General features: G+C 63.1%; 20 protein-coding genes. All 20 read right to left on the bottom strand.

Features of this window, described 5'->3' with window-relative positions; genetic code table 11:
• Positions 1–31: 31 nt before the first annotated feature.
• Positions 32–1,081, bottom strand: a complete 1,050-nt coding sequence (nagZ, locus tag AC1DN0_RS25420) for a beta-N-acetylhexosaminidase (protein WP_441629834.1) — start codon at positions 1,079–1,081, stop codon at positions 32–34.
• Entirely contained in the window at positions 1,078–1,527 is a 450-nt protein-coding gene (acpS, locus tag AC1DN0_RS25425; RefSeq protein ID WP_441629832.1) for a holo-ACP synthase, read from the bottom strand. The genes nagZ and acpS overlap by 4 nt, the downstream gene beginning before the upstream one ends.
• Positions 1,524–2,306 (bottom strand): pyridoxine 5'-phosphate synthase, encoded by a 783-nt coding sequence (gene pdxJ / locus AC1DN0_RS25430; protein ID WP_441629830.1) that lies wholly within the window; start codon positions 2,304–2,306, stop codon positions 1,524–1,526. Before pdxJ ends, acpS begins: the two co-directional genes overlap by 4 nt.
• Before the next feature lie 31 nt (positions 2,307–2,337).
• The gene (gene recO, locus AC1DN0_RS25435; protein ID WP_441629828.1) at positions 2,338–3,216 is read right to left on the bottom strand and encodes a DNA repair protein RecO; all 879 of its coding nucleotides are present in this window, start codon (positions 3,214–3,216) and stop codon (positions 2,338–2,340) included.
• Positions 3,209–4,144 (bottom strand): GTPase Era, encoded by a 936-nt coding sequence (gene era / locus AC1DN0_RS25440; protein ID WP_045235575.1) that lies wholly within the window; start codon positions 4,142–4,144, stop codon positions 3,209–3,211. The genes recO and era overlap by 8 nt, the downstream gene beginning before the upstream one ends.
• Positions 4,141–4,911: a ribonuclease III gene (gene rnc, locus AC1DN0_RS25445; protein WP_020205117.1), complete on the bottom strand. Its 771-nt coding sequence runs from the start codon at positions 4,909–4,911 to the stop codon at positions 4,141–4,143. The genes era and rnc overlap by 4 nt, the downstream gene beginning before the upstream one ends.
• A 1-nt stretch (position 4,912) precedes the next feature.
• Positions 4,913–5,317 (bottom strand): DUF4845 domain-containing protein, encoded by a 405-nt coding sequence (locus tag AC1DN0_RS25450; RefSeq protein WP_441629825.1) that lies wholly within the window; start codon positions 5,315–5,317, stop codon positions 4,913–4,915.
• 51 nt (positions 5,318–5,368) lie between these two features.
• A complete protein-coding gene (gene lepB / locus AC1DN0_RS25455; protein WP_441629823.1) occupies positions 5,369–6,268 on the bottom strand; it encodes a signal peptidase I in 900 nt (299 codons plus the stop codon).
• Between the two features lie 70 nt (positions 6,269–6,338).
• A complete protein-coding gene (lepA, locus tag AC1DN0_RS25460; protein ID WP_045235578.1) occupies positions 6,339–8,132 on the bottom strand; it encodes a translation elongation factor 4 in 1,794 nt (597 codons plus the stop codon).
• Positions 8,133–8,341: 209 nt separating this feature from the next.
• Positions 8,342–8,665 (bottom strand): glutaredoxin family protein, encoded by a 324-nt coding sequence (locus tag AC1DN0_RS25465; protein ID WP_441629821.1) that lies wholly within the window; start codon positions 8,663–8,665, stop codon positions 8,342–8,344.
• Between the two features lie 10 nt (positions 8,666–8,675).
• Positions 8,676–10,145: a DegQ family serine endoprotease gene (locus AC1DN0_RS25470; protein WP_441629819.1), complete on the bottom strand. Its 1,470-nt coding sequence runs from the start codon at positions 10,143–10,145 to the stop codon at positions 8,676–8,678.
• A 153-nt stretch (positions 10,146–10,298) separates the two neighbouring features.
• A complete protein-coding gene (locus tag AC1DN0_RS25475; protein ID WP_477102361.1) occupies positions 10,299–11,372 on the bottom strand; it encodes a MucB/RseB C-terminal domain-containing protein in 1,074 nt (357 codons plus the stop codon).
• An 8-nt stretch (positions 11,373–11,380) separates the two neighbouring features.
• Positions 11,381–12,010, bottom strand: coding sequence for a sigma-E factor negative regulatory protein (locus tag AC1DN0_RS25480; protein ID WP_477146098.1), 630 nt, complete (start codon positions 12,008–12,010; stop codon positions 11,381–11,383).
• Between the two features lie 126 nt (positions 12,011–12,136).
• Positions 12,137–12,736 carry an RNA polymerase sigma factor RpoE gene (gene rpoE, locus AC1DN0_RS25485; RefSeq protein WP_045235582.1) on the bottom strand — a complete coding sequence of 200 codons (600 nt, stop codon included), beginning with the start codon at positions 12,734–12,736 and terminating at the stop codon, positions 12,137–12,139.
• A gap of 129 nt (positions 12,737–12,865) precedes the next feature.
• Positions 12,866–13,321, bottom strand: a complete 456-nt coding sequence (locus AC1DN0_RS25490; protein WP_441629813.1) for a hypothetical protein — start codon at positions 13,319–13,321, stop codon at positions 12,866–12,868.
• A 64-nt stretch (positions 13,322–13,385) separates the two neighbouring features.
• Positions 13,386–14,618 carry a beta-ketoacyl-ACP synthase II gene (gene fabF, locus AC1DN0_RS25495; RefSeq protein ID WP_045235584.1) on the bottom strand — a complete coding sequence of 411 codons (1,233 nt, stop codon included), beginning with the start codon at positions 14,616–14,618 and terminating at the stop codon, positions 13,386–13,388.
• A gap of 198 nt (positions 14,619–14,816) precedes the next feature.
• Positions 14,817–15,056 (bottom strand): acyl carrier protein, encoded by a 240-nt coding sequence (acpP, locus tag AC1DN0_RS25500; protein ID WP_008644813.1) that lies wholly within the window; start codon positions 15,054–15,056, stop codon positions 14,817–14,819.
• A gap of 169 nt (positions 15,057–15,225) precedes the next feature.
• On the bottom strand, positions 15,226–15,975 hold the full coding sequence (fabG, locus tag AC1DN0_RS25505) for a 3-oxoacyl-ACP reductase FabG (RefSeq protein WP_441629810.1): 750 nt from the start codon (positions 15,973–15,975) through the stop codon (positions 15,226–15,228).
• Positions 15,976–15,990: 15 nt separating this feature from the next.
• Positions 15,991–16,926, bottom strand: a complete 936-nt coding sequence (gene fabD, locus AC1DN0_RS25510) for an ACP S-malonyltransferase (RefSeq protein ID WP_441629808.1) — start codon at positions 16,924–16,926, stop codon at positions 15,991–15,993.
• Positions 16,927–16,998: 72 nt separating this feature from the next.
• Positions 16,999–17,979 (bottom strand): beta-ketoacyl-ACP synthase III, encoded by a 981-nt coding sequence (locus tag AC1DN0_RS25515; RefSeq protein WP_441629806.1) that lies wholly within the window; start codon positions 17,977–17,979, stop codon positions 16,999–17,001.
• Positions 17,980–17,997: the final 18 nt, after the last annotated feature.

Here is a 17,997-nt window from a genome sequence, read left to right on the forward strand (position 1 = left end):
CCTTTTTTTATTCTCTTGCCCCTTTTGCGGATCAGGCGATCAGGTCGTGCGACTTGAGCACGCGCAGTGCCGCGGCGTACTCCGGCTCCTGCATCAGCTTGTTCCAGTCCAGCGGCTTGCGGCGTCCGAACAAGCGGCGGATGCGTCGTTGCGAATCCTTGCCGATGCGTACATCGAGTTCGCCGAGCAACTGGTCCGCACGCTCAGGATGGTTGCAGATCAGCACCATGTCGCAGCCGGCGCCAAGGGCCGCGCGCGCGGCTTCGGTCACCGTGCCCGCGACGCTTGCGCCTTCCATGCTCAGGTCGTCGCTGAAGATCACGCCCTCGAAGCCAAGCTGGGTGCGTAGCACGTCCTGCAGCCAGTAGCGCGAAAAACCGGCAGGATGCGGATCCACCTTGGGATAGATCACATGCGCCGGCATCACAGAGGACAGCGCCATCCCCATCCACTCGTAAGGACGCGCATCCTGCGCGAGAATCTCGTCGAGACCGCGCTCGTCCACCGGCACCGCCACATGCGAATCGGCGGCAACAAAGCCGTGGCCGGGGAAGTGCTTGCCGCAATTGGCCATGCCRGCCAGCAGCAGGCCATGGGTCAGGTGGTTGGCGAGCATCGTCACCACGCGCGGGTCGGCGTGGAAGGCGCGGTCGCCGATCACAGCGCTGAGCCCGTAGTCCAGGTCAAGCACCGGGGTGAAGCTCAGGTCGATATCGCAAGCCCGCAACTCTGCTGCCAGCACGTAGCCGCAGCTGACGGCAGCCTTGGTTGCCGTCAGCACGTCGCGGTCCCACAGCGCGCCCAGCCGGGCCATTGCGGGGAGGTGCGTGAAGCCGTCGGTCCTGCAGCGCTGCACCCGGCCGCCCTCATGATCGATGCAGATCAGCACGTCATCGCGCACGCCACGGATCTCGCGCGTCAGCGCCTGCAATTGCGAGCGCGACTCGAAGTTGCGCGCAAACAGGATCACGCCACCGGTCAGCGGGTGGGAAATGCGGCGGATATCGTCCGCATCGAGGTGCTTGCCTTTGACATCGAGTACAACCGGGCCCGGCCGTCTGCCGGAAATCTTCTTGATCATTTGAAATCTTCGCTAGGCTTGGGGGCGAGCGGCAGGCCGGCGCGGACGTCGGCACCGCCGGGCTCGGCGATCGCAAAGGCGACCGCATAATCGTGTTCGTCGCTGACGCTGACCCGGACCACGAGGCCGCGTTCCCGCAACCAGGTGTCGAGCTCGCCATGGCAATGCGCATAGGGCTCGCCGGAAGGCAGGTTCAGCAGTTCCATGGCACGCCAGGTCATCGGCCAGCGCATGCCCAGGCCGATGGCCTTGGAGAAGGCCTCCTTGGCGGCAAAGCGCGTCGCCAGGAACGCGAGCCCGCGCTTTTCGGAGCGCGCCTTGCGTGCATGGTACTTCTGGAGTTCCTGCGGCCCGAGCACCTTTTCCGCAAAACGTCCGCGCGTGCGCTCCATCACGCCCTGCACGCGGTCGATCTGGATGATGTCGGTACCGAGGCCGTAGATCACGCCGCGGCGTCCGGACGGGGATAGGTGGTGCCCAGGCGCGCCGCCACCATGATGGCTTTCATCTCGCGCACAGCATTCTGCCAGCCGACAAAGACCGCGTGGGCAACGATGGCGTGGCCAATATTCAACTCCTTGATGCCGTGCAGTGCCGCGACCGGCTGCACATTCGTGTAGTGCAGGCCGTGCCCGGCATTGACCACCAGCCCGAGCCGCACGCCCGCGTCGACGCCTTCGGCGACGCGGCGAAACTCGGCGGCCTGCTCCCCGGCGGAATGCGCGTCGGCATAGCGGCCGGTGTGCAGTTCCACCACCGGCGCGCCACACGCGGCGGCCGCTTCGATCTGGTCAGCCTGCGCATCGATGAAGAGCGAAACGCGGATGCCCGCATCGGCAAGCTGGCGGCAGGCAGCCTTGACCTGCTCGAAACGCCCGGCTACGTCCAACCCGCCCTCGGTGGTGACTTCCTCGCGCCGCTCGGGCACCAGGCAGACATCCTGCGGACGGATCGTGCAGGCGATGTCGAGCATTTCCTGGGTGATCGCGCACTCCAGGTTCATGCGCGTGGCCAGCAGCGGCCGCAGCGCATGCACGTCGGCGTCGCGGATATGGCGGCGGTCTTCGCGCAAGTGCAGGGTGATCAGGTCGGCGCCGGCCTGCTCGGCCTGCAGTGCTGCCTGGATCGGATCGGGATAGACCGTGCCGCGCGCATTGCGCAGCGTGGCCACGTGGTCGATATTGACGCCAAGGTCGATGACGCCGGGATGCGCGTGGAAAATCATGCGGGAGGGCTCGAAAGGCTCGGAGATATTCTCAGAGATAGTGCAAATCGATCAGGATCTGGCGCGTCTTCAACGGCGCGCCTTGCAGATAATAATGCAGCAGGAAGCGCATCAGCGCACGACTTTGCGTGACAGTTTGTGTCCGTCGATAGTCGTCCTGCGACATGTCGAGCAGCGTCTGCCCGGAAACCACCGGCCACGAGGACGGATCGCTGGCCTGCGCGCGGCGTACGCCACGCTCTGGCTGGTAGACATAGTCCTGCCCCGGCTCGACCGTCTCGCCCGAATTGGCGCATTCATCGAAGGCCACCGCAAAGCCGGTTTCCTGCAGCAGCACGCGCTCGAAGCCGCGCAGCACCAGGCCGGCCTGCTCGCCATGCGAAAGCCGGGTCAGCGTGGCCATGTACTGGCGGAACAGGGCAACGTGCGCATCTTCGCGGGCGCAGAAACGCAGCAGCAGTTCGTTGAGATAGAACCCCGAGAGCAAGGCGTCGCTGGCCAGCGGCAGCATGCCGCCGACCCACTCCGCGCGCGTCAGTGTCTTGACTTCGCCACGGCCGCTCCAGGACAGCGAGATCGGCTGAAAATGCTGAAGCACCGGGCGCAGCGCCGAATGCGGCCGCTTGGCGCCCTTGGCCACCATGGCCACGCGGCCGTAATCGCGCGTGAACACGTCGAGGATCAGGCTGGTCTCGCGGTAGGGCCAGGCGTGCAGCACGAAGCCGGGCTGGTTGGCCACGCGCAGTTCGGTGCGCGCCGGCACGATGCGCAGCGCGCGATCCATCATCGCGCGCTGCTCGGCCACTTCCATGCCGGGCACGGCATGGCTGTCCAGCAGTTCGGCCGCTTCTTCCACCACCGGGTCTGTGCGGCGGGCCTTCAAGGCAGGCCCGCCAGCTCTGTCACTCATAGCCGTAGGCGCGCAATCCAGCTTCGTTGTCGGCCCAGCCGCTCTTTACCTTGATAAACATTTCCAGGTAAACCTTGCCGTCGAACAGCTTCTCCATGTCGATGCGGGCTTCGGTGGAAATGGTCTTGAGCTTGGCACCCTTGTTGCCGATGATCATGGCCTTGTGCCCGTCGCGCTCGACGAGGATGGTGGCGAAGATGCGCCGCAGCCGGCCTTCCGTCTCGAACTTTTCGATGATGACCGTGCTGGTGTACGGCAATTCATCGCCGGTCCAGCGGAACACCTTCTCGCGGATGATCTCGGAGGCCATGAAGCGCTCGCTGCGATCGGTCATGGAGTCGGCGTCATACATCGGCTCGCCTTCCGGCAGGTACGGCCGGATGATCGCCAGCAGACGCTCGATGTGGTCTTGCGTCTTGGCCGACATCGGCACCACTTCCGCGAATTGGAACTGGTGGCCCATCTTTTCCAGGAAGGGCATCATCACCTCGGCCCGGTCCGCGCCAAGGCGATCGAGTTTGTTGGTGACCAGCAGCACCGGCACCTTCTTCGGCAACAGCGAAAGCACCTTCTCGTCGTCGGCGCCGTAGTAGCCGGCTTCCACGACGAACAGCACCAGGTCCACCGACGACAGCGTCGAGGTGACCGCGCGGTTCAGCGAGCGGTTCAGCGCGCTGGCATGGCGCGTCTGGAAGCCCGGCGTATCGACGAACACATACTGGGCATCCTCGGTAGTCTGAATGCCGACAATGCGATGGCGCGTGGTCTGTGCCTTGCGCGAGGTGATGCTGATCTTCTGACCAACCAGCGCATTCATCAGGGTGGACTTGCCGACGTTGGGACGCCCGACAATGGCCACGGTGCCGCAGCGGAACGCCGCGGATGGGGTACCCGCGGCGGCTTGCCGCGGATCGGTAGATTCGGTCATTCCTTCAACCTGAGAGACAACTGGGGATCGGGTGGCACCGGTTGCTTGCGCGTCTTGCCGGTGCGCTCGGCCCGGCTGCGCTTGAGCAACTGGGGCACGAGCTTCTGCACCTCGTCGAGCGCCAGCTTGGCGGCGGCCTGTTCGGCGGCACGGCGCGACGCGCCGGTACCGAACACCCGCACTTCCAGTTTAGGCACGGTGCACTCGACTTCAAACTGCTGGTTATGCGCGGCGCCATGTGTGGCGATCACGTTATATTGCGGCAGGGCTATCTTGTGGCCTTGCAGGTACTCCTGCAGCAGCGTCTTGGCATCCTTGCCCAGCGTGCGCGGATCGACCTGCTCGAGGATGGGGATATAAAGCTTGCGGATCAGCGTGCGCGCCCCCTCGAAGCCGGCATCGAGGAAGACGGCGCCGACGATCGCTTCCAGCGCATCGGCCAGGATCGACGGGCGGCGGAAACCGCCGCTCTTCAGTTCCCCCTCGCCCAGGCGCAGCGCCTCGGACAATTGCAGCATCTGCGCAATTTCATACAGCGCCTGCTGCTTGACCAGGTTGGCGCGCACGCGGGACAGGTCGCCTTCGTCGAGCTTGCTGAACATGCCGTACAGCATGTCGGCCACGGCACAGTTCAGCACCGAATCGCCGAGGAATTCCAGGCGTTCGTTGTGCAAGGCACTGTGGCTGCGGTGCGTCAGCGCCTGCTGCAGCAATTCTGGCTTGCTGAAGCGGTAGCCGAGGCGTTGCTGCAAGGCGTCGAGGTTCATGTCAGTACTGCGTTCCCGAATAGGTAATCAAAAGGCTCAGAGGACCGTATAACGGCACTTCGTTACGGTAGGAAAACCCCACCGACCGGATCCCGCCATTGTCATCTTCATTGATATCCAGATCGTCGCTGCGCACAGCGGTGATACGGTCGATCTGCGCCTGCTTGTTGAAATAATCGGCCACTTCGCGCTTGCTGGATGCCTGTTGCTTGGCATAACTGATGGCGCGCTTGACCGAGAAATACTCCAGCAGGCTTGGGATCGCCCTGACCGCCGGGATTACGATACCCCCCACGACCAGTATGACGATCAGCAAGCTGCCGAGGGAGAATCCACGCGGCTTGCTGCGTCCCGACAAACGTGCCCGCCCCCTGACTGCCCCAACCACTCGACCCGATTGACCCATGTTGCGCTTTCCCTCGCTTGACTGGAGTGATTTATACGCATCGCGGGAGGCTTACTTGAACGCCCCCACGCGTCCGATATTGCCGAGGTTCATCCAGATCAGGAATGCCCTGCCGACAATATTCTGATCGGGCACGAAGCCCCAGTAACGTGAATCCAGGCTGTTATCCCGGTTATCGCCCATCACAAAATAGTGGCCTTGCGGCACTTTGCACGTTACGCCTTGCTGATTGTAAGTGCAGTTTTCGTGGAACGGGAAATCCGGATCCATGCCGGAAATATAGGCTGGCCTGTCGGCATCATTGAGGATACCGTGCTCCGGGCCGTCGGGCAGCTTCTCGCGGAAGTGCTTCGAATACGAAAGCCGTTCTTCGTCCAGGTAGTCAGGCAGCGGGCTGTACTCCGCTGGCTTGCCGTTGATGGTCAGGCGCTTGTTCTGGTAGCTCACCACATCGCCCGGCACTCCGATCACACGCTTGATGTAATCGAGCGACTGGTCCTTCGGGTAGCGGAACACCATCACGTCGCCGCGCTGGGGGTCGCCGACCGAGATGATCTTCTTGTTCACCACCGGCAGGCGGATGCCGTAGTCGTACTTGTTGACCAGGATGAAGTCGCCGATCAGCAGCGTCGGGATCATCGAGCCAGACGGGATCTTGAACGGCTCGACCACGAAGGAGCGCAGCACGAACACGGCCAGGATCACCGGGAAGAAACTTGCCGAATATTCCAGCCACCATGGCTGGCGCAGCTTTTCCTCCGCCAGGCGGCTACGCGAGGTATCGACCTCGCCAGCGCCATAGCGCCCCTGCAGATCGGTACGGCGCGCATCGAACTCCGCCAGCGCGGACTGTGCGGAAAGCCGCCGTTGCTTCTCGAACACCAGTTTGTCGGCCACCCAGGCAACGCCCGTGATAACCACCAGCACAAAAAGGATCAGTGCAAAATTCATGACGGCTAGATCTTCGTGTTGTTTTGTTAGAGTCCGCTTCGCCAGCCGGCGAGAGCCGGCCTCCGCCAGCTTACTTGTCGCCTACCTGCAGGATTGCCAGGAAAGCCTCCTGGGGGATCTCGACCGTACCCACCTGCTTCATGCGCTTCTTACCCGCTTTTTGCTTCTCGAGCAGCTTCTTCTTGCGCGAGATATCGCCGCCGTAGCACTTGGCGAGCACGTTCTTGCGCAGCGCCTTGACGTTCTCGCGCGCGATGATGTTGGCGCCGATCGTGGCCTGGATGGCTACGTCATACATCTGGCGCGGGATGATCTCGCGCATCTTCGATACCACTTCGCGGCCACGGTACTGCGAATTGCTGCGGTGAACGATCACCGACAGCGCGTCGACCTTGTCACCGTTGATCAGGATGTCCACCTTGACCACGTCGGCGGCGCGATATTCCTTGAACTCGTAATCCATCGAGGCATAGCCGCGCGACACCGATTTCAGGCGGTCGAAGAAATCCATGACGATTTCCGCCATCGGAATCTCGTACGTGAGCTGCACCTGCTTGCCGTGGTAGCTCATGTTGATCTGCGTGCCGCGCTTTTGCGTGCACAGCGTGATCACGGAGCCGACGTAGTCCTGCGGCATGTACAGGTTGACGGTGACGATGGGCTCTAGGATATTCTCGATACGGCTCGGATCCGGCATCTTGGCGGGGTTTTCCACCGTCAGCATGGTGCCGTCACGCATCTGCACCTGGTACACCACCGTCGGCGCGGTGGTGATGAGGTCCATGTCGAACTCGCGTTCCAGGCGCTCCTGCACGATTTCCATGTGCAACAGGCCCAGGAAGCCGCAGCGGAAGCCGAAGCCGAGTGCCTGAGACACTTCAGGCTCGTACTGCAACGATGCGTCGTTGAGCTTGAGCTTTTCCAGGGATTCGCGCAGTGCTTCGTACTGGTTGGATTCCACCGGATACAGGCCCGCGAACACCTGCGGCTTGACCTCCTTGAAGCCCGGCAGCGGCTCGGCCGCCTTGCGCGCCACGGTGGTGATGGTGTCACCCACCTTGGCCGCCTTCAGTTCCTTGATGCCCGCGATCACGAAACCCACCTGCCCTGCCGACAGCGACTCGCGCGGCAGCGACTTGGGCGAGAACACGCCGACCTGCTCGACCAGGTGCTGCGAGCCGGTGGCCATCAGCAGTACCTTGTCCTTGGGCTTGAGGGTGCCGTTGACCACGCGCACCAGCATCACCACGCCAACGTAGTTGTCGAACCACGAGTCGATGATCAGGGCCTGCAACGGTGCGCCCGCGTCGCCCTTGGGCGGCGGCACGCGGGCGATCATCGCCTCGATCACGTCCTGCACGCCCAGGCCGGTCTTGGCCGAGCACGGCGTGGCATCCTGGGCGTCGATCCCGATCACTTCCTCGATCTCGCGGATCGCGTTCTCCGGATCGGCCGACGGCAGGTCGATCTTGTTGAGCACCGGCACCACTTCCACGCCGAGTTCGATCGCGGTGTAGCAGTTGGCGACAGTCTGCGCCTCCACGCCCTGGGAAGCATCGACCACCAGCAGCGCGCCTTCGCAGGCGGACAGAGAGCGGCTCACTTCATAGCTGAAGTCGACGTGCCCCGGCGTGTCGATCAGGTTGAGGTTGTAGATCTTGCCGTCGCGCGCCTTGTAGCTGAGCGCCGCGGTCTGGGCCTTGATGGTGATGCCGCGCTCCTTCTCGATGTCCATCGAGTCGAGCACCTGCGCCTCCATCTCGCGATCGGACAGGCCTCCGCAGAGTTGAATGATGCGGTCGGCCAGGGTCGATTTACCGTGGTCGATGTGGGCGATGATCGAGAAGTTGCGGATATGGTCCATCTGATGTTCAGGGGTGCGCCAGTTCGGGCCAGGAGGTGCCCGCATGGGCACGCCTGGCGGCGCAGCAATTATGAACGACCTGGAACTGGCGCCTTGTCGGGCGGGCCCCGCTCCGGTCGCAGGTTGGTGACGCGGACTTTGCGCCAAACTGCAATTTTACCGTATTTTCAAGGACTTCCGTATTGCGAAATGGGCGGCGGATCAAGCCATCACACCACGCCATGCCCCGCAGGGCGCACTTGCGCGCCTTCGACCGGCCGTTCGTCCACTCGCGGGGCCGCATGTGCGGCGAACCACGCTTTCACCCGACTTTCGTCGAGAAAGTAGTGGCACAGTTCCTCGCCAGGGGTAGCCGGGGCCCCAACCATCAGCACAGGCACAAGTTCGCCGAAGCGCGCTTCGGTCGCGGGATCGGTATCCACGTCCACCTCGTGCAGGACAAAGGAAAAATCGCGCCGGAGCGGTTCCAGCGCGATTTTCATGTCTTCGCACAGATGGCAATACCCCCTGCCATACAGTGTGAGATCGGCCATGGCGAGCCGATCAGCGCGAGGACGTTGCGCCCGGACGCAAGGTCAGCACCTGGGTGGCATCGCCGCGGCGGACGAACACAGCGGCAATCTTCGCCTTGTCCAGCCCCTTGACCAGTTCATTGAACTGGCGCGGGCTGGTCACGTCGTTATCGCCCAGCCGCAGGATGATGTCGCCCGGGCGAATGCCGGCACGCATCGCCGGCCCGTCGGACTGCTCGACCTCCACGCCCGACTTGATCTTGAGTTCCTTCAGCTTTGCATCGGGAATTTCGTTGACGATCAGGCCGAGTGCATTGGGCTTGGCCGCCGGCGCGGCGCCGTCGTCGCGCGGTGTATTGCCGCCACGGGTGCGCACCTTGGCATCGGCGTCGAGTTCGGCCACGGTGATCGAAACTTCCCGCGTCGCGCCCTTGCGCCACAGCTGCAGCGGTACGCGCGTGCCCGGCTTGATATCGCCGACCATGCGCGGCAGGTCGGACGCCTTCTCGATGTCACGGCCGTTGAACTTGAGGATGATGTCACCGGCTTCGATCCCCGCCTTCTCGGCAGGGCCTCCGGGTTCGACGCTACCCACCAGCGCGCCCCGGGCTCGGCCCAGGCCGAGCGAGTCGGCGACTTCCTTGGTGACATCGCCGATCGCAACCGCGATACGCCCGCGCGTCACCTTGCCGGTCGCCTTGAGCTGCTCGGTGACACGCATGGCCTCGTCGATCGGGATGGCGAAGGAGATGCCCATATAGCCCCCGCTGCGGCTATAGATCTGGGAATTGATGCCGATGACCTCGCCGCGCAGGTTGATCAGCGGGCCACCCGAGTTACCTGGATTAACCGCCACATCGGTCTGGATAAACGGCAGGTAGTCTCCGGTATCGCGCCCCTTGGCCGACACAATGCCGGCCGTCACGGTGTTGTCGAGGCCAAATGGCGAGCCGATCGCCAGCACCCATTCGCCGGCGCGGACCTTGTCCGAATCGCCGAGCGTGAGCTTGGGCAAGCCGGTCGCGTCGACCTTGAGCAACGCTACGTCGGTACGCTTGTCCGAGCCGATCAGCTTCGCCTTGAACTCTCGCTTGTCGGGCAGCGTGACATAGATGGTTTCCGCATCCGCCACAACATGAGCATTTGTCATCACATAGCCATCCTGGCTGATGACAAAACCGGACCCCACGCCACGGCTCTGCTCCTCGCCCTGCGGCCCCTGCGGCCCTTGCGGCGGCTGGCCGCGGCGCGGGGTGCCCGGAGGCGTGGGCGCGCCCGGCATGGGCACACCAAAGAAACGGCGGAAGAACTCTGCCATCTCGTCGTCTTCGCTGCCGGGAGTACCGCGCGCGCGAACGCGCTCGGTGGTGCGGATATTCACGACGGCCGGGCCGGCTTTTTCCACCAGATCGGTGAAATCGGGCAGGTTATAGGACGGCGCGGCCGCCTGTGCATGGCTCAGCTCGGCGACAAATGGCGCAAAAGCGAGAATGGCAGCCATGAGCACGGTCCGAGCCAAGGCTGGAGATCTTGGTGACATCGTCGACTCCCGGGAGATCAGCGAAACGAGGAAAAAAGCTTGGGCAGCGTGCGCAGCGGACTGGCGGCGGATGCAGGGCGGCGTTCTCGCCGCCCCTCCACGCAGCAATCCGGCTTAGTGGCCCTTCGGTGGTTTGTATTCTACCGCCGAGGCAAACAGCCTTACTGTGGCCGGCGGGACTTCGCCCACCACGGTGATCCAGAAATCGGCCACACGGCGCACCACGACCTGGGTAGCACCGAGCGAAGCCACGCCTTCGCGGCGCACGCGCTGCTCGGAAACCGGCTCGATAAATACGGACAAACCGGTCAAGCCATCGCTGTAGACGATCTGGAGCACTTCGAAGACGTTCCCGCGCGGGTTGGCCTGTGGTGCGCGCAGCTCCCCAAGTGGCCGGCGAACCTCGCGGATCTTCATGAACCCTTTGACCGGGATCCCGATGCTCCAGCCCTCGTCGGCAATATTGGCAGGCTGGTTGGTCACCTCATAGTGGTTCCAGGCGCCGGAATTCTTGATGGCAGTGAGGATGCGCTGCTTTTCGGAAGGCACTCCGATCTCGACTTGCGAGAAAGCCACCTGCTCCAGCACCTTGCCGCCCTCGCCCAGGGTCTGGGCGCGCATCAGCAGGCCGGAATTCTTCTCGGCCCAAAGACGCACGGCATAGCGCGCGGCGTCATGCGGCTCTAGCGAGAACACTTCGCACTCAACGCCGGCCACGCGCTCGCCGGGAAGCTTGCGCATATCGTAGATATCCAGCACATCGCTCTTGTTGGTGGCCAGGAGGGCCGGGAAACGATCCTTGGCTTCCTGCTTTTCCACCACCACCAGTTTGGCCTCGGGAATCAGGCTGTGCACGATATCGTTCTGGCGCAGCACCTCGCGCGGCTTGCCGTCGAGCGTCTCAAGCCGTTCGTACTCGTTGTTGACGAGGTCGCTATAGTGCTGAATGCGCGACGCATGCATCACGCTGCCGCGCTGATAAATCAGCGTGCCAACATAATTCTCGCGCTGTGCCGCGCGGTGGATCTTGTTGAGCCAGGCCGTTGCGTCGCGACGGGCCAGCGTATTGTCCGGCGGCTGCGCAGTTGCTGCAGCCGCAGTCAGACACAAGGCCAGAAAAAAGGACCTGCGAAGGGCCCTAATTCTGTGTGCGCCCGCTACGTTGGCGGGCGACCATCCTTTATGCATGTCCGGCATTATTCCTGCGAATTGTCCTGAGAGAAGTTTGCGCTGTTGGCAACGGTGCGCATCGTGGGCACTACCGCATCAGTTGCAACCGATACGCGGTGGGCACGCAGATATTCGTCCAGACGCGGATCGCGGATCATTTGCGCGCTGTCCGCGGACACGGTCACGATGCCGCCGGCCTTGGGCACGGCGGGTTGCTCTACGCGTGCCACCACGGCATCCGGCGTACCGAGGTCGGCGGAACCGCGCATCTGCGGCACCACCACCCAGCTGACGGCCGCCACCGCGGCAGCGATGGCCGTACCCGGCATCACGCGGCGCACCCACGACGGCTTGAAGAGCATGCGATGTGCTCCCGACGCCTTCGCGACCGCGGGCACCAGCACATGCGGTTCGCTGTCGAGACGGGCGGAAAACCGGGAGAGAAAATCATCGGTCGAGCCGGCATGCGTCAGTTCTTCCGAACGCAGGGCATCGCCAATCAGTTGATAGGAGGTCCAGCTCGCCATGCCCGCCCCGCTCTTCGCGAGATCCAACACAGCGCTTACTTCGTGCRGCGCCAGCTCGCCATCCATCAGCACGGAAATCTGCTCCGCCGCTTCCACTACATGAACCGACTGCTTGTGAGCCTGACCCATTTCCCACCCCTAGAAAAACCATTGAACACCGACAATCCCGTCCACTGCCTTGTCGTTTATCGATGCAGGAATAGGCTGCAACGCTGGCCGCACGACATTTTCTTTACCACTGACGACGGCTGACTACTACCATCGTTTGCCCTCTGCCGTTCCCAGCAGCGGACGCAATTTCTCGGCAATCGCCTCGCGCGCCCGGAAGATGCGCGACCGGACGGTGCCGATCGGGCACCCCATGGCTTCCGCGATCTCCTCGTAGCTGAGGCCTTCGATCTCGCGAAGGGTGATGGCGGTGCGCAATTCCTCGGGCAGTGCTTCCATCGCGCGGTTGACCGTCTCGGCCACCTGGCGGGTATGGAGCATCGACTCCGGCGTATTGATATCTCTTAGTTGCTCACCGTCCGCAAAAGTTTCAGCCTCTTCGGCATCGATATCACTGGAGGCCTCCGGCCGGCGCCCCTGGGTCGCCAGATAGTTCTTCGCGGTGTTCACCGCAATCCGGTACAACCAGGTGTAGAACGCCGACTCGCCGCGAAACTGGGGCAAGGCACGATACGCCTTGATAAAGGCGTCCTGTGCCACATCCTCCACTTCGGCCGAATCCCGCACCAAACGCGAAATGAGCCTGATGATCTTGCGGTGGTATTTCACCACCAACAATTCAAAGGCCCGCTTATCGCCTTGCTGGACGCGCTCAACGAGGAGCTGATCGGCTTCGCGTTCGCTCACGAATATTTCACCTGCAGTGTATCTCTTGGTATCGTCTTCACGACAAACGTTGTATTTTACCTACGTAGCTCGGCGCACGGTCAGTGCGGTGCAACGCATATTGTGATGGATGCTCGAAACAGCCGCGCATCAACTGGCCTCGCCTGTCGCCTGGCAGTCACGCTGCGCAACGCGGAGAGTACGTCTGAGCGCCCGCAAGGCGCCGGTGTCCACGAGCACACGGCTGACCACCAGCACCCGAGGGGGATGTCCGGTCACCGGTTCCAGGGCGAGCACCAGGGCCAACTCGCCCAATTCCCAACTGGACTCGACACGCGCCACCGCGCGGCGGCCATCCGGCAAGCCAACAAGGATGCCTGGCCGGCCCGTGCGATCCCGTCCTTGCGCCAGGCCGTCGTAGGTACACGCGGCGCCGCACCAAAGTGCGTGCCAGTGCCATGTGAGCCAACCGCACAACGCAGCGATGCCGAGCAGCGCCAGCCATTGCGGCAAACTCCAGCCTTGCGCAGACCGCCCCAGTTCGTGCATCCCTTGCCGGGCAAGCAACGCGAACGTTGCGAGCTCGCAGGCAAGAAACAGCGCCAAAACCCACCGCAAAGGATGGGCCTTGACTGAACTCCATGGTGTCGCCACCCGGCGCACGCCGGGTTCAGGCGCGCCGGAAGACAAGCGTGCCGTTGGTGCCGCCGAAGCCGAAGTTATTCTTCACCGCCACATCGATCTTCAGGTCGCGTGCCGTGTTAGCCACGTAATCCAGGTCGCACTCGGGATCCTGGTTGAAGATATTGATGGTCGGCGGCGACACCTGGTGGTGCAGCGCCAGTACGGTGAACACCGACTCGAGGCCGCCGGCGCCGCCCAACAGGTGGCCGGTCATCGACTTCGTTGAATTGACCGCCACCTTGTAAGCGTGATCGCCAAGGGCAAGCTTGATGGCTTCGCTCTCGTTCTTGTCGCCCAACGGAGTCGAGGTACCGTGCGCATTCAGATAACCGACTTCGTCCGCATTGACGCCAGCGTCCTTGAGGGCGTTGACCATGCAGCGGCGCGGGCCATCCATATTGGGTGCCGTCATGTGGTAAGCGTCGCCACTCATGCCGAAGCCAATCAGCTCGGCATAGATCTTGGCGCCACGTGCCTTGGCCGACTCATACTCTTCGAGCATGACCACACCGGCACCCTCGCCCAGCACGAAGCCATCGCGATCCTTGTCCCACGGGCGGGACGCGGCAGCGGGGTCGTCGTTGCGGGTCGACAGCGCGCGTGCCGCGGCGAAACCGCCGATGCCGAGCGGCGACACCGTGGATTCCGCGCCGCCGGCCAGCATGACGTCCGCATCGCCCGCCTGGATCAGCCGGGCCGCCAGGCCGATGCTGTGCAGGCCGGTGGTGCAAGCCGTTACCGCGGCCAGGTTGGGGCCCTTGAGTCCATGGATGATGGACAGGTGGCCCGAGATCATGTTGATGATCGAGCCTGGCACGAAGAACGGGGAGATCCGGCGCGGACCACGATTGGTCAGCTCGGCGTGGGTGTCCTCGATCATCGGCAGGCCGCCGATGCCCGAGCCAACGAGCACGCCGATGCGCTCTGCATTGGCTTCGGTCACTTCGTAGCCGCTATCCTTCAGCGCCTGCGAGCCCGCTGCGATGCCATAGTGGATGAACGTATCCATATGGCGGGCTTCCTTGGCCGGGATGTAATCCTCGGCATTGAAGCCCTTCACTTCGCCGGCAAAATGCACGGCAAGCGCGGAATGATCGAATTTGGTAACGGTGGCGATGCCAGACTTGCCGGCAACCAGGTTGGCCCAGCCTTCGGCAACCGTGTTTCCGACCGGAGACACAAGGCCAAGCCCAGTGACGACGACGCGACGACGGCTCACTATGATTTCCTACGGGTACGTGAAGCAGAACTGGAAAATGAATCGGAACTGGCCAACGGCCGGCGCCGGGCTACGCCGATGCCGGCGTAGCCGTACCAATTGTGCTTCTTCGAACAAACGAAAGCCACAGAAAACAGCGCGGTGAGCCCATGGGCCTCGCGCCTGCCTTCTGTGGCTCGGAATTCAGATACGACAGGCTCAGGCCTTGACGTGTGCGGTGGCGTAATCGATTGCCTGTTGCACGGTCGTGATCTTTTCGGCTTCCTCATCGGGAATTTCCATGCCGAATTCATCTTCCAACGCCATCACGAGTTCAACCGTGTCGAGCGAATCCGCGCCCAGGTCGTTCACGAACGAGGATTCGTTCTTGATGTCTGCCTCGGCGACGCCGAGTTGTTCTGCCACGATTTTCTTGACGCGTTGTTCGATATTGTCCATGTAACCCTCCAGGGAAGTTCGACAAAAAGTGGGCGCATTTTAGCAGGTTTGGGCCACAAAAATGCCCCCTGCCGTCTATTGCAAGAACAGCGCCCGATCAGTTTTAAAAATAACCACTTCGCGCGGCTTTTGTCGGCTTCTCCTTCGAACCCGACACCACGCAAGGCGATCAATTCATGTACATGCCACCATTCACATGGAGCGTCGTACCTGTAATGTAGGCCGCTTGAGGGCCCGCCAGGAAGGCGACCGCATGCGCGATATCTTCCGGCTGCCCGAGACGGCCCAGGGGAATCTGGGTCTTCAGTGCCGCATGCTGCTCATCCGACAGGACCTTGGTCATGTCGGTGTCGATAAAGCCAGGCGCCACGCAGTTCACAGTCACGTTCCGGCTGCCGATTTCGCGCGCCAGTGCGCGGCTCATGCCTTCGACGCCGGCCTTGGCGGCCGCATAGTTCATTTGCCCGGGGTTGCCCGTCGAGCCGACCACCGAGGTGATATTGATGATACGGCCGCCGCGCGCCTTCATCATCGGGCGCAGCACGGCGCGCGACAAGCGGAACACCGCCGTCATGTTGGTCTCGACAACCGCGCTCCAGTCGTCGTCTTTCATGCGCATGGCGAGTTGGTCCTGGGTAATACCGGCGTTGTTCACCAGAATACCGAGGCTGCCATGCGTCTTGACGAGTTCGTCGATCAGCGCTTCGGAAGCCGCCGCATCATTGACGTTGAGCACGGCTCCGCGGCCCTTGCCGCCGGCTGCCGCCAGGTATTCGCTGATCGCGGCGGCCCCCGCCTCGCTGGTGGCGGTACCGACCACCGTGGCGCCCTGGGCGGCCAGCTCCAGCGCGATGGCGCGGCCGATTCCGCGCGATGCGCCGGTCACCAGCGCGACCTGGTTTTCCAGAAATTTCGTCATTGCCTTGGTCCTTATTTACTTCAGCAGCGCCAGCGTGTCCTGCAGGGAGGCCGGATCGAAGATCGCCCCGCCCACCAGGTTGCCGTCGATGCGCTTGGTCATGCCCGCCAGCACTTTGCCCGGACCGCACTCGATCACGTGGGTCACGCCCTCGGCTGCAATCTTCTGCACGCATTCGACCCAGCGCACCGGAGCTGCCGCCTGGCGAACCAGCGCGTCCTTGATGGCTTCCGGATCATTGACGATGGCCACGTCAACGTTGTTGACCAGCGGAATGGACGGTGCGGCGAACGTCATGCCCGCCATGCGCTCACGCAGGCGGTCCGAAGCAGGCTTGAGCAGCGAAGAATGGAACGGCGCCGAAACCGGCAGCGGCAGCGCACGCTTGGCGCCGCGCGCCTTGGCCATTTCACAGGCCTTTTCCACAGCGGCCTTGTTGCCGGCGATCACCACCTGCGAAGGCGCGTTGAAGTTCACCGCCTCGACCACGCCGGCTCCTGCAGCCGACGCCTCGGCGCAGGCCGCGCGCACGTCGTCGTCGGACAGACCAAGGATGGCTGCCATGCCGCCCTCGCCCACCGGCACGGCTTCTTGCATGGCCTGCGCGCGAAAACGCACCAACGGCACCGCATCGGCAAAGGAAATCACCCCGGCAGCCACCAGTGCGGAGTATTCACCCAGGCTATGGCCGGCGACCAGGGCAGGCGCTGCACCGCCAGCGTCGAGCCAGGCACGGTAAATGGCCACCGCGGCGGTCAACATGACCGGCTGCGTGTTGGTCGTGAGGTTAAGTTCCTCGGCCGGGCCCTCGGCGATCAGGTGGCCCAGGTCCTGGCCGAGTGCCGCGGACGCCTCGTCCAGAGTGGCTCGGACTACCGCATTGTCGGCGAATGCATTGAGCATCCCGACTGCCTGCGAGCCCTGCCCTGGGAATACAAAGGAGAATTTCATCGCAATCGAATCGTAAAGATGGATACCGCAGGACCGGCGCGACGAAACAACATCGCGGCGCCGGCCCGGATTTTACATGCGCAGCAGTACCGCGCCCCAGGTGAAGCCCCCGCCCACGCCTTCCATCAGCACGTGGTGTCCCGCGCCGATGCGGCCATCGCGCACCGCCACATCGAGTGCCAGGGGGATCGAGGCGGCCGACGTATTGCCGTGCTCGTGCACCGTCGCCACCATGCGCTCGGCCGGCAGGCCAAGCTTCCTGGCGGTGCTTTGCATGATGCGGATATTGGCCTGGTGCGGGATCAGCCAGTCTACTTTTTCGGGCGGGAACTGCGCGCCGGCGAGCGCTTCGCGCGCCACCTTGTCGAGCACCGTGACCGCGAGCTTGAACACTGCCTGGCCGTCCATATGCAGGAACGGGTTGCCGGTGATATTGCCGCCCGAGACATTGCCCGGCACGCAGAGGATGTCCACGTGGCTACCGTCGGAGTGCATTGCCGAAGACAGGATGCCGGGCTCCTCGGAAGCCGACAGCACGACCGCGCCGGCGCCGTCGCCGAACAGCACGCAGGTGGTGCGGTCGTTAAAGTCTAGAATGCGCGAGAACACTTCCGAGCCAATCACCAGCGCATTGCGGTGCGAACCGCTACGGATGAATTTTTCGGCGGTGGCCAGCGCATAGACAAAACCGGAGCACACCGCCTGCAGGTCRAACGCCGCGCAGTTGTTGGTGATGCCAAGCTTCTGCTGCACCAGGCAGGCGGTGCTGGGGAAGACGAAATCGGGTGTGGAAGTGGCAACGATGATCAGGTCGATGCTCTGGCGATCGATGCCGGCAGCTTCCAGCGCACGCTCCGCCGCCTTGACGGCGAGGTCGCTGCTGGTGACATCCGGCTCGGCCCAATGGCGGGCCGAGATGCCACTGCGCGAAAAGATCCATTCGTCGCTGGTCTCGATGCCCTTCTCAGCCAGTTGCGCCGCGATATCTTGGTTAGTGACGCGCCGCGGAGGCAAATAGCTCCCGGTCCCGATGATTTTTGCGTAGCTTGTCATGTAATGTCGGATCGATCG

Source organism: Cupriavidus sp. 05N39, from assembly GCF_056397325.1.

Bases quoted from the DNA above. Each gene is read 5' to 3' on its own strand.
- lepA (WP_045235578.1), bottom strand. From the start codon at position 8,132: ATGGACCATATCCGCAACTTCTCGATCATCGCCCACATCGACCACGGT.
- pdxJ (WP_441629830.1), bottom strand. From the start codon at position 2,306: ATGATTTTCCACGCGCATCCCGGCGTCATCGACCTTGGCGTCAATATC.
- acpP (WP_008644813.1), bottom strand. From the start codon at position 15,056: ATGGACAATATCGAACAACGCGTCAAGAAAATCGTGGCAGAACAACTC.
- AC1DN0_RS25475 (WP_477102361.1), bottom strand. From the start codon at position 11,372: ATGCATAAAGGATGGTCGCCCGCCAACGTAGCGGGCGCACACAGAATT.
- AC1DN0_RS25470 (WP_441629819.1), bottom strand. From the start codon at position 10,145: ATGGCTGCCATTCTCGCTTTTGCGCCATTTGTCGCCGAGCTGAGCCAT.
- AC1DN0_RS25465 (WP_441629821.1), bottom strand. From the start codon at position 8,665: ATGGCCGATCTCACACTGTATGGCAGGGGGTATTGCCATCTGTGCGAA.
- lepB (WP_441629823.1), bottom strand. From the start codon at position 6,268: ATGAATTTTGCACTGATCCTTTTTGTGCTGGTGGTTATCACGGGCGTT.
- AC1DN0_RS25450 (WP_441629825.1), bottom strand. From the start codon at position 5,317: ATGGGTCAATCGGGTCGAGTGGTTGGGGCAGTCAGGGGGCGGGCACGT.
- era (WP_045235575.1), bottom strand. From the start codon at position 4,144: ATGACCGAATCTACCGATCCGCGGCAAGCCGCCGCGGGTACCCCATCC.
- rnc (WP_020205117.1), bottom strand. From the start codon at position 4,911: ATGAACCTCGACGCCTTGCAGCAACGCCTCGGCTACCGCTTCAGCAAG.
- fabG (WP_441629810.1), bottom strand. From the start codon at position 15,975: ATGACGAAATTTCTGGAAAACCAGGTCGCGCTGGTGACCGGCGCATCG.
- fabD (WP_441629808.1), bottom strand. From the start codon at position 16,926: ATGAAATTCTCCTTTGTATTCCCAGGGCAGGGCTCGCAGGCAGTCGGG.
- recO (WP_441629828.1), bottom strand. From the start codon at position 3,216: ATGAGTGACAGAGCTGGCGGGCCTGCCTTGAAGGCCCGCCGCACAGAC.